Consider the following 11,632-nt stretch of genomic DNA (forward strand, 5'->3'; position numbering starts at 1 on the left):
GTAGGCGAGAATTTTACTCTTATCTTGTAAAAGACCTACTTTCTTTGGTACGTAGTATTAAATTTCAATATTCAAACAAATTATTAGGCAACTTTGCTCAAATTAAGAGTACTTAAGTCTAAAGATATTGCAGGACCCATTGTAGGAGCGATAACTACGTTTTTAATAAATTTACCTTTTAAACTCTCTGGTTTCATTTTATTAATTTGATCAAGTGCCGAAAGTAAATTTTCTTTGAGGTCTTCATTATCAAATGAAACTTTGCCTATTGGTATATGTATATTGCCAGTTCTATCATTTCTAACTTCTATTTTTCCAGCTTTAAATTCTTTAACAGCTTGTGCTACGTTATCTGTGACGGTGCCGGCTTTCGGTGATGGCATCAAGCCACGAGGGCCCAAAATCTTACCGAGCTTTGCGATTTTAGGCATCATGTTTGGAGTAGCAATGGCCACATCAAAATCTGTCCATCCTTCAGAACTTATTTTCTCTATTAAATCGTCTGATCCAACATAATCTGCGCCGGCTTGACGAGCCTCCTCTGCCTTTTCACCTTCAGCAAACACCAAAACTCTTACCATTTTACCAGTGCCTTTTGGCAACAAAATTGTTCCTCTAATATTTTGATCTGTCTTTTTGGGATCTATTCCTAAAGTTATATGTAATTCAACAGTTCCATCAAATTTTGTATAGGAAACTTTTTTTACAAGCTCAATAGCTTCTTCGATACTGTACCTTTTTGTTCTATCCACTAGTTTTAAAGCTTCTTTGTATTTTTTTCCTCTTTTTGGCATAGCTATTCCTCCTCCCTCTCTAGCCTTCGACTATTTCTATTCCCATGCTTTCTGCCGTTCCGGCTATGGTTCTCATAGCAGCATCTATGTCTTTAGCAGTTAGATCTTTCATCTTTACTTCGGCTATTTCTCTTAGCTGGGATTTTGTGATTTTACCTACCACTTCTTTTCCAGGTTCCTTGGCTCCAGATTTTACACCAACTGTTTTTTTTAGTAAAAACGAAGCGGGAGGAGTTTTTACTACAAAAGAAAAGGAACGATCTCCATAGATAGTAATTTCTACAGGCAAAAGAGTTCCTGCTTGATCAGCTGTAAGCGCGTTAAATTTTTTACAAAATTCCATTAAATTTACTCCATATTGGCCTAACGCTGGGCCAACAGGAGGTGCAGGAGTTGCCTTTCCTGCTTCTAATTGAAGTTTTACTACTCTAATAACTTTCTTTGCCATTCAATCTCTTCCTCCTTGTGGTATATCGGGAATAATCCCTCCCACTCTCGTTATGTTAAATTTAATCGATAATTTTTTCAATTTCACTTAATGAAAGTGTAACAGTTGTCTCTCTTCCGAACATGCTTACACCCACTTTTACCTCTTGTTTTTCTAAATCGATACCTTTTATTTTTCCTGTAAAGTATTCAAAAGGTCCGCTGATTATCTTAATATGCTCTCCGATTTCAAAATCGGTTCTAATTTCTTGAACCTTTTTCTTTTCGAATTCTTCTTCCCCTATCAATCTCAACACCACATTAATTTCATTTTTTGGAAGTTTGAAAGGTTTGCCTCCTATGTTTAAAAAAGTTGACACATAAGGTATCTTTTTAATAGTTTCTTCAACTTCTTTAGTATACATCATTTCAATAAATATGTATCCAGGGAATAAATTTTTCTTCTTAGTTTTTATCAATCTAATTTCTTTAATGAGAGGAGTTTCTCGTATATCTATTCTCCCAGCAAATTTTGCCCTATATTCTTTAGCATCCCCAATTACTTCCTCGGCTTCTACAATTATTCCAACTTTATAAATTTCTGATTTGAAAGTTTCTTTTGGAACAATATATACTTCGTTTTCTCCTGACTCAGTTTGAACGACTATTCTTTTAACCTTTTCTATACTTACAATCTCACCATCCACATCACATTCATATTCAAAATTTTTGCTCAGTGGAGTTCCGGACGATACTTTTTTTCCTACTCTTAAACCTGCTATTATTCCTACACTTTCTGGTATTAAAAAAGTTTTTGAGTATTTTTTCCCTTCAGTTTCAACCATAATTTTTCGGTAATTTTTTACCTCAATGATCTTTCCTTTTGATTTGACTTTGGTAGGTGGTTCCTTAGCAAGCAAATCACCTTTTTTTACATCCTTGCCTTTCTTTACAAACAGCTCCGCTTCTTTCGACACAAATATTCTGTCTATTCGCCTATTTGTGTAATTTAATTCTTCTATTTCAGGAATAACGATTCTTCCAACATATTTGTCATATCCAAGATTTTTGATTTTCTCTTCAATATTTTCTTTGACTTTGTTTTCCATTCCAGAATATACTTGTAAAACATACCATTCTTTACGCATCTTTAAAAAATCACCACGTTTTTGAATTCAATTTGTTAAATTTATCAATTTTTTAATTTTTTAATATTAATTAATATTAGTTGGTGTTAAGGTGAAGAAGAAGGAGTTATACCCAAGAAAAAAGGATACACCAAACGTGTAAAAAATTGGACTAAACCAAAATCAACAACAAATAAATAAGCTGCTACGACTACCAAAATAACCAGAACAACTAAAGTGGAATTTAGCAACTCTTTTTTTGTAGGCCACTTAATTTTTTTTGCTTCTTGCCAAACTGATGTTAAAAAAATCCAAAATTTTGACATTTAAAACACTCCTACTTTTTAAAGTATGTGCTAATTTATGATTAAATCTTTGATTCAACGTGTAAAGTGTGTTTACGACACTTTGGACAATATTTCTTTAGTTCTATTTTTTTCTTAAAGTTTCTATTTTTTTTCTTGTAATAGTTTCTGTTATTACATTCAGTGCATTTTAATGAAAAATTTATGATCGGGGTCTTTGCTGCCATAATTTCACCTCTCTTGTAGAGTAGATAAGTAGATCATAAGAATAATGGTGGTGAGGGAAGGATTCGAACCTTCGAAGGCAATCTGCCAGCGGATTTACAGTCCGCCCCCTTTGGCCTCTCGGGCACCTCACCAAATCAACATAATAAATTGTTTATAACTTGGAGCCGATGAAGGGACTTGAACCCCCAACCTGCTGATTACAAGTCAGCCGCTCTGCCAATTGAGCTACATCGGCATGAACATTATTCAACTGCAAAAGATTATATCAAACCAGTGTGCAATTGTCAATTGCATTTGAGTTAAAAAAAGATTAAAACGAATATATTATATTAAATATTTGTTTAAAAAACCAATTTCTATCAAATTTAACTTTATTTACTTTGTTTTTAATAATATTCATGATACAATTATAGTGAAAAACAAAGCAGTTTTAGTTACTATTTTTTGGGGTAGCCAGTGTTTTTATATGAATCATTATAACAATATAAAATTAGAATAGAATCATATAGGTTGATGGTAGTAAGGAGGAGAAGACATGTTTGATAATTTTACGGAAAGAGCCGCGAAAGTATTTATTGAGGCCCAAAATGAAGCGAAAGAAATGGGTCATCCATATGTTGGAACCGAGCATATACTTTTAGGGCTTTTAAAAGTTGGAGGTAGGCACTTAGATAAGATATTCGATGAATTTAATCTTCATTATAATAATATAAAGATGGAGATAACCAATGTCGTTGGGACCAATTCTACTCAGGGAATAATTGGTTCTCCGCAGCCTACACCTAGAGCAAAGAGAATATTAGAACTTGCATATGATGAAGCAGAATTGATGGGATATGACAAAATTGATGCTGAGCATCTTTTATTGGGTATTTGTAGAGAAGCAGAAGGAATTGCTTCCCATATACTTAAAAGATCGGGTATCAATTTATCGTTAATGAGAAAAGAATTATCTGAAATGATGTTGAAGGGCGAATTATCTGGAAAAACTGATATTGTTAAAAGTGAAGAACTAGAAGAACGAAAACGTCAAAAGCAAAATGCTCTTAAGCAATTAGAAGATTTTGGAATAGATTTAACTGCTTTAGCTGAAAATCACAAGTTAGATCCAATAATAGGAAGAGATGTAGAAATAAATAGAGTTATGGAGATATTAGCGAGAAGAAAGAAAAACAATCCTGTGTTGATTGGAGAAGCAGGTGTGGGCAAAAGCGCAATAGTGGAAGGGTTAGCTCAAAGAATTGTGGAAGGATCCGTTCCGGAAATCTTAAAAAATAAAACAATTTTTTCTTTGGATATTACAGCCTTAGTTGCCGGAACTAAATATCGCGGCGAATTTGAAAAAAGAATGAAGAAATTAATGCAAATACTTGAAAAGACAGAAGATATAATCCTATTTATAGATGAACTCCATATGATTGTAGAAGCTGGTGCCGCTGAAGGTTCATCGATGGACGCTGCTAATGTTTTAAAACCAGCTTTAGCTAATGGAAAGATAACTATAATTGGTTCAACAACATCGGGTGAGTACAGGAAGTTTATAGAAAAGGATCCAGCACTGGAAAGAAGGTTCCAAAAAATTTATGTGACTGAACCCTCAGTAGAAGAAACCATTAAAATATTACAAGGAATAAAGCATAAATATGAAGAACATCATAAAGTTAGATATTCTAATAGGGCACTTGAAGCTGCAGCTCATCTTTCAGCCCGGTATATAACAGATAGAAATTTACCGGATAAGGCAATAGATGTAATAGATGAAGCAGGTGCAAGATCTAGATTAGTAGCTTTAACTTTGCCTCCAAAGCTTCGAATGGAGTTAGAAAAAATTGAAGAATTTGAAAAGAAAAGAGTAGCTAACAAGTTCTCCAGGGAAGAGCCAAGGGAAAAAATCGAAAATGAATTAGAGAAGATGAAAGAGAAGTACCGAGAGGCATATGTGAAATGGAGAAACGAAGCAGAAAATAACATAATTGATATAACAGAAGAAGATATAGCAGAAATAATTTCGAATTGGACCGGAGTTCCTTTGCAACAACTCGAAGTAGAAGAGATGCAAAGATTGTTGAACCTTGAAGATGTTTTGCATAAGAGAGTTGTTGGTCAAGATGAAGCTATAAAATCTGTATCTAAAGCCATAAGAAGAGCAAGAAGTGGGTTGAAGGATCCAAGAAGACCAATAGGAGTATTCTTATTCTTGGGACCGACTGGAGTGGGAAAAACTGAGTTAGCAAAAGCTTTAGCAGCATATTTATTTGGTGATGAAACACATTTAGTAAGAATAGATATGAATGAATATATGGAAAAATTCAGTGTTTCTAGACTTATCGGTGCACCTCCAGGATATGTCGGATATGAAGAGGGAGGTCAACTAACAGAGATAGTAAGAAGAAGACCTTATTCAGTTATACTTTTAGATGAAATAGAAAAAGCTCATCCAGATGTTTATAACATACTATTACAAATAATGGATGAAGGGAGACTAACTGATTCTCAAGGAAGAACTGTAGATTTTCGAAATACTATCATAATAATGACTTCAAACTTAGGATCTGAACAGATTAGCAAAACTAAAAGAACGATGGGATTTGTAGACACTGACGATTTCGAAAGTGATTATCAAGATATGAAGGAACAGGTGATGTCTGCAGTCAAAAAAACATTTAGACCGGAATTCATAAACAGATTAGATGACATCATAGTTTTCCACCCATTAACCAAAAAGCAGCTTAGGGAAATTATATTTATCCAAATATCCGATATAAAAAGTAGACTCGAAGAAAAGAATCTTAGTCTTTCAGTCAAAGAGAGTGCAATTGATTTTCTATTAGATAAAGGATATGATCCTGTATTTGGAGCTCGGCCATTGAAAAGAGCAATTCAGAGATATATTGAAGATCCTTTATCTGAAGAAATTCTTAAGAATAAATATGAGGAAGATGACATAATAATCGTAACTCATAGGAAAAATGATGACAAATTAAGTTTCAGAAAATCTCCTAATAAGCGTAAAAAAGCAGAAAAGAAAGTGGTTAACACTTGAAAAAAATAGAAAAGTATTATGTCTGTAACAATTGTGGTTATGAAACAGACAAATGGTTTGCGAGATGTCCGGTATGTAAAGAATTAGAATCCGCGGTAGAATATACCGCGGATATTGCTTTTGATAACAATATCAAAGAAAGTGCTGAAATAGTATTTATTGGACAACAAGTTTCTCCCCCACAAAAAATTTCTATTAAATCAAAAGAAATCAACGAAGCCCTAAATGGAGGTCTTGTCAAAGGTGGGGTCTATCTGGTGAGTGGTGAACCAGGTATAGGTAAAAGTACTCTTCTAACTCAGCTAGCTGATTCTTTAGATATCGATGAAGGATTAATATTTTATATTTCTGGTGAGGAATCGATAAATCAGGTTCTTCAAAGATTTGAAAGGCTAAATATAAGCAACAAAAAGATCGCTCTGATGTTTGAAAGTAACGTTGAAACAATTATCAGCACTCTAATTAATAGTGATTACTCTCCTGCTGCTATATTTATAGATTCCATACAAACTTTGAAAAGTGATGATGTTGATTCGGTGCCTGGGAGTTTACTTCAAGTTAGAGAATGTGCAAGAAAGATAGTAGACTATGCAAAAAAGGCTGAAGTGCCCGTAGTCCTTGTTGGTCATGTAAATAAGGAAGGGGCTATAGCAGGTCCTAAAGTTTTGGAACATATGGTTGATTGTGTGATTCAAATAGATCTAGAAAGAAGTTCAGGGCTCAGAATATTGAAAGTTTTAAAAAATAGATTTGGTCCTACAGATGAGATGATAATATTGGAAATTACTCAAACAGGTTTAAAACCAATAGAAGATATTACTTCTTTTTTCCTGTCGGAATATTCTAATGAACCAGGTAATACTTTGACAGTTGTAAAAGTAGGTCATAGATTTTTACCAATTGAAATTCAAGCTTTGGTAAGTAATCCAGTTTATGGATCACCTCGAAGAGTTACATCTGGTATTCCATTGGATAGGTTGTTGATGATTACAGCCGTTCTCTCAAAAAAACTAAAGCTGCCTATTGAAACCAAGGATATATTTGTTAGCACGTCTGGAGGATTGAAGATATCCGATAGTTCAATGGATTTAGCAATCGCAGTTTCTTTGATTTCTTCTATGATAGACAGACCGCTATTATTTTCAGTAATTGCTATGGGAGAAATTGGGTTAGATGGAAGAGTTAGAACAGTATCGCTCTTAGAAAAAAGGATAGAAGTAGCTCAAAAGTTAGGCGCTGATGTCATATTAATCCCCAAAAATAAAAATATTGTAAATAAAAATTTTAAAATTGCTGAAAATGTTAAAGATTTGATAAAATTATTTGGAGAGGAGGGAAGTGACACTTGAACGAAAAATTACAAAAAATCTTCAATTTATTAGCTCCCGGCAAACCTATGAGAAAAGGGGTAGACAGGATAATGGAAGCTAGCCTTGGAGCCTTGTTATTCTTTTCATCTCATCCAGAAGATAACGTCAAAGATGGACTCATACAGCCAGGATTTGAATTAAATTGTGACTTTTTACCTGAAAAAGTGTATGAACTATCTAAAATGGACGGAGCAGTGGTTTTAAATAGCGATGGTACTAAAATTTTATATGCCAATGCCCTCCTTAACCCAGATAAAAATATACCTAGCTCTGAAACTGGAATGAGACATAAAACCGCAGAAAAAGTTGCCATACAGACAGGTGATTTAACAGTTGCGATTTCTAAAAGAAGGAATATTATATCTGTATATTATGATAAATTAAAGCATGAGTTACTACCCGAAAATGTTTTATTTGCGAGATTGAATCAAGAAATTACAATAGCTCAACGGTATAGACAAAGTTTTATTAGTCTAGTAGATTATTTAAATTTAGAAGAGATAAAGGAAAAAGTCTCTCTTAGAGATGTAGTTGAAGTTATATCAAAAGGCATGCTTACAATACGTATTACTCAAAAAGCGGAACAATATTTGCTAGAATTGGGAGAAGTGGCTGGAAGTGTAAGGCTTGAATATGAAGAGATTTTAAGATCTGTTCCAAAACTTGTAGGAGCAATAATTATGGATTATAGTGTAGAAAATTTGCCCTATCAAAAACCTGAAGATGCTATAGAAATTTTTAAAGATTTGGGTGTAGATAATTTAGTAAGGCCGTTGGAAGTAGCGAAGGCACTTGGTTATAAAAATATAGAATCCGAAGATGAATTGGAAGAGTTTGGAGTGGCGTCAAAAGGTTATAGAATACTTTATTCTACGAATCTTCCCTCGGTAGTTGTAAGAAACGTTGTGGAAAGATTCAAAACTCTTCCTGAATTGATGAAAGCTAAATTTGAAGACCTTACAACCATTCCTGGAGTTGGAAAAAGAAGGGCCGAAGTTATATTGAATGCTTTGGATAAAAAGAAAAGAAGTCAAGAGGAGATTGATTTCTTGACTAGTAGTGAAAGGCAGACTCCAAGGGTAGGAAGCTAAGAACAGAAAAAATTAAAAGTTTTTAAATTGAGGTGTTAAAAATGAAAGTTCTGGCTAGAAACAAAAAAGCGTACCATGATTATGAAATTTTAGAAACTTATGAATGTGGGATAGAATTGAAAGGAACGGAAGTCAAGTCTGCTAAAGCTGGAAACATTAATCTAAAAGATTCTTTTTGTAAAATAGAAAATGGTCAATTAATTCTATATAATGTTCATATAGGTCCTTATCCAGGAGCTTCAGTTTTCAATCACGATCCAGAAAGGCCTAGAAGATTGTTAATGCATAAAAAAGAAATAATACGTTTAGAGAATAAAGTAAAAAAGGAAGGATTAACTATTATCCCTTTAGAATTTTATGTAAACGATAAAGGTCTGATAAAAGTCAAAATAGCGCTTGCTAGAGGACTAAAAAAATACGATAAACGGGAAAAAATAGCTGAAAGAGATTTTGAAAGGAGAGTTAAAAAGTTAGAAAAATATGAGAACATTTGAGGGAGTAAACGAAGCTGTTTCTTTTGAAAAGGTGACCAAAAAGTTTGGAAATACAATAGCTGTTAATAATGTTGATTTAAAAATCAATAGGGGTGAAATATTCGGCCTTATAGGACCTAATGGAGCAGGGAAATCTACAATAATGAAGATGATATCTACTTTATTAACTCCAACTTCTGGTGAAGTTAGAGTTTTTGGGCAAGATTTATATAAAAATAAGCAAACATTAAGAAGATATATTTCATTGGTTTCTGATTATTCTGTTTTAGAAGAAGATCTAACTCCTTATGAAAATCTTAAACTTTTTGCAGCGGTTGCTGATGTGGAAAACGCCGAGGAGAAAATAACCGAATTTTTACATAATTTTGATTTAGATAAGTATGACCGTAAGTTAACAAAAAATCTTTCATCTGGAAACAAGCAAAAGCTTAATATTGCCAGAGCTTTGTTAAAATCTCCAGAAATACTCTTGTTGGATGAACCGACAAATGCAATTGATGTAGAATCTTCTAGATTTATAAGAAAGTTTGTTTTGAACGAAAATATTACAAAAGGAACTACAATTATAATATCTTCTCATTATTTATGGGAAGTTGAACAATTAGCTACAAATGTAGGAATAATAGTTGATGGGAGAATTGTGATTAAAGACAGTATTGATAAGATATATGAAAAATTTGATTCTAAAATAAATATATATGAACTTACCTTTAGAAAAGGAGATCATCCAAAGGTGCTTGAAAGGCTCAAAAGCTTACCCGATGTTATTTCAATTAAACTTGTTTCTGAAGAAAAAATAATTGTAGAAACTAAAAACCCTTATTTTTCTTTAGATGAAGTAGAAGTATCACAAACTAAATTGCGACCAACTTTAGAAGATATATATTCTTATATAATTGAAAATTAATATAATTTGAGGAATGATTAGCAGTGCTTATCAGATTGGAAGATGTTTCACATAATTATGGGGATTTTTATTTGTTTTATGATGTGAATTTGGTTATAAATCCCAGTGATAGAATAGCACTAATTGGAAAAAACGGTGCTGGTAAGACAACTTTACTTAATATTATCTATGGGGATACCGAACCTATTGAAGGTCAAGTAATAAGAAAAAATAATTTAAACATTTCTATCCTTAGACAATATCGCGTTGATGGCAAAAATTTAAGTATTTACGATTTCATAAAAGAGGCAGTTTTAGAAGATTATTCTGATTATATAGTTGACAGAATTACAAGGAGTTTACTTGTGGGCGTTGGTTTTTCCGAAGACCAATGGGATAGGCAAGTTTCTAGTTTGAGTGGGGGAGAATTAACCAGATTATCTTTAGCAAGGACTTTGTCTGGCAAGAACGATTTATTGTTGTTAGACGAGCCAACTAATCATCTGGATTTATATTCAATAGAATGGCTAATAAATTACCTAAGAAATTACAAGGGAGCTATGGTTATAGTATCTCATGATAGGGTATTTTTGAAAGAGCTTTGTAATAGGTATTGGGAAATAAACAATTCACGAATATGGGAATTCAAAGGAACATATGACGAATATATTTCCTCTCGAGAGATCTATATAAACTCAATTAATGCTCGCCGAAATAATTTACAAAAAGAAATTCAAAGGTTGGAAAAGATGATTCAAAGGTATAGAACATGGGGAACTGAAAAGATGATGAAACAAGCTGTAATAAGAGAAAGAAAATTAAATGAGTTAAAAAAAGAATATGAAGAAATCGAAAACATTGAACAAGAAAAAGAAATTGAAATAAAAATTCCCGAACCACCAAAAACTGGATACAAAGTAATAGAGGTTAAGAATCTTTCTTTCTCGTATGATAAGATGCAAAAATTATTGAATAACATTTCATTTGAATTATATGAAGGAGAAAAATTAGCAATTTTAGGGAAAAATGGTTGTGGAAAGACTACTCTTTTAAAAATATTGATGGGAGAAATAAGTTCTTATTCTGGAAAAATAGAATGGGGATATAATATAAAAGTGGGATATTTAGATCAAGTTGTTATGGAACTCTCTGATGATATGGATGTTTTGGGTGAAACATGGCAATTGGTGCAAGATTGGAAAGATTTTGAAGTCAGAAAATATTTAGGCAGATTTGGATTTTATGGTGATGAAGTTTTTAAGAAAGTGAAAGAATTATCCGGTGGAGAACTGACAAGACTAGCATTAGCCAAGATTCTACTTGAAAGACCTAATGTTTTAATTTTAGATGAACCAACAAATAATCTAGACGTTTTGACAATTCAATCACTTGAAAAGACCCTCAAAGAGTATAAAGGTGCTATAATTTTTGTTTCTCATGATGAATGCTTTATAAAAAATATAGCAGATAAATTTTTATTGATTGACAATGAAGAGTGTATCGAATCTAAAAATCTTGACAATATTTTAGATAATATTAGAAGTTCTTCTTTTAAATTACAAAAGAAAAAAGCGCAAAATGAAACTTACAAAGAAAGAAATAGAATAAAAAATAGGATAAAAAGTTTAAATGATCAACTTTTATCTGTAAGAACCCAAGCTTGGGCATTATTCAAAAGCTTAGATAGGATCGAGGCTAAACTTTTTGAATTTGGAGACGATTATAATAAAATAATAGAGTTAATGGAAGAAAAAAATGAATTAGAACAAAAGTTATTGGTTTTAGAAAAAATGGAAAAAGAAATTATAGATGAATTAGATGCACTAGAAAAAAATAAAAATTTTATATAAATATAATAAAATACATTA

11 protein-coding genes and 2 tRNA genes are annotated in these 11,632 nt (G+C 32.5%); 6 read left to right on the forward strand and 7 right to left on the reverse strand.

Translation table 11 applies throughout. The annotated features are described in order from the left end of the window. Positions 1-83: 83 nt before the first annotated feature. From rplA to PKN74_RS02930, 7 genes are all read right to left on the reverse strand, one after another. Positions 84-794, reverse strand: coding sequence for a 50S ribosomal protein L1 (rplA, locus tag PKN74_RS02900; protein ID WP_472308424.1), 711 nt, complete (start codon positions 792-794; stop codon positions 84-86). A gap of 19 nt (positions 795-813) precedes the next feature. Beyond that, positions 814-1,242, reverse strand: coding sequence for a 50S ribosomal protein L11 (gene rplK, locus PKN74_RS02905; protein ID WP_472308426.1), 429 nt, complete (start codon positions 1,240-1,242; stop codon positions 814-816). Positions 1,243-1,303: 61 nt separating this feature from the next. Continuing rightward, a complete protein-coding gene (locus PKN74_RS02910; protein WP_472308428.1) occupies positions 1,304-2,368 on the reverse strand; it encodes a transcription termination/antitermination NusG family protein in 1,065 nt (354 codons plus the stop codon). Positions 2,369-2,454: 86 nt separating this feature from the next. Further along, positions 2,455-2,673, reverse strand: a complete 219-nt coding sequence (secE, locus tag PKN74_RS02915; RefSeq protein ID WP_472308430.1) for a preprotein translocase subunit SecE — start codon at positions 2,671-2,673, stop codon at positions 2,455-2,457. A 41-nt stretch (positions 2,674-2,714) separates the two neighbouring features. After that, positions 2,715-2,879 (reverse strand): 50S ribosomal protein L33, encoded by a 165-nt coding sequence (gene rpmG, locus PKN74_RS02920; protein ID WP_472308432.1) that lies wholly within the window; start codon positions 2,877-2,879, stop codon positions 2,715-2,717. 45 nt (positions 2,880-2,924) lie between these two features. After that, a tRNA-Tyr gene (locus tag PKN74_RS02925) sits at positions 2,925-3,011 on the reverse strand. Positions 3,012-3,039: 28 nt separating this feature from the next. After that, positions 3,040-3,115 (reverse strand) — tRNA-Thr (locus tag PKN74_RS02930). A 300-nt stretch (positions 3,116-3,415) separates the two neighbouring features. Between PKN74_RS02930 and PKN74_RS02935 the strand changes: the two genes are divergently transcribed. From PKN74_RS02935 to abc-f, 6 genes are read left to right on the forward strand one after another with little or no spacing between them, the layout of a single operon-like run. Continuing rightward, positions 3,416-5,923, forward strand: coding sequence for an ATP-dependent Clp protease ATP-binding subunit (locus PKN74_RS02935; RefSeq protein ID WP_472308434.1), 2,508 nt, complete (start codon positions 3,416-3,418; stop codon positions 5,921-5,923). Next, entirely contained in the window at positions 5,920-7,272 is a 1,353-nt protein-coding gene (gene radA, locus PKN74_RS02940; protein ID WP_472308436.1) for a DNA repair protein RadA, read from the forward strand. Before PKN74_RS02935 ends, radA begins: the two co-directional genes overlap by 4 nt. Further along, complete coding sequence (gene disA, locus PKN74_RS02945) at positions 7,269-8,384, forward strand: DNA integrity scanning diadenylate cyclase DisA (RefSeq protein WP_472308438.1); 1,116 nt, start codon at positions 7,269-7,271, stop codon at positions 8,382-8,384. The genes radA and disA overlap by 4 nt, the downstream gene beginning before the upstream one ends. Positions 8,385-8,425: 41 nt before the next feature. Next, positions 8,426-8,878: an SsrA-binding protein SmpB gene (gene smpB, locus PKN74_RS02950; RefSeq protein ID WP_472308440.1), complete on the forward strand. Its 453-nt coding sequence runs from the start codon at positions 8,426-8,428 to the stop codon at positions 8,876-8,878. Then, positions 8,865-9,785 carry an ABC transporter ATP-binding protein gene (locus tag PKN74_RS02955; protein WP_472308442.1) on the forward strand — a complete coding sequence of 307 codons (921 nt, stop codon included), beginning with the start codon at positions 8,865-8,867 and terminating at the stop codon, positions 9,783-9,785. The genes smpB and PKN74_RS02955 overlap by 14 nt, the downstream gene beginning before the upstream one ends. Before the next feature lie 23 nt (positions 9,786-9,808). Then, entirely contained in the window at positions 9,809-11,614 is a 1,806-nt protein-coding gene (gene abc-f, locus PKN74_RS02960) for a ribosomal protection-like ABC-F family protein (RefSeq protein WP_472308444.1), read from the forward strand. Positions 11,615-11,632: the final 18 nt, after the last annotated feature.

Source organism: Defluviitoga sp. (genome assembly GCF_035349255.1).
Taxonomy (GTDB): Bacteria; Thermotogota; Thermotogae; order Petrotogales; family Petrotogaceae; genus Defluviitoga.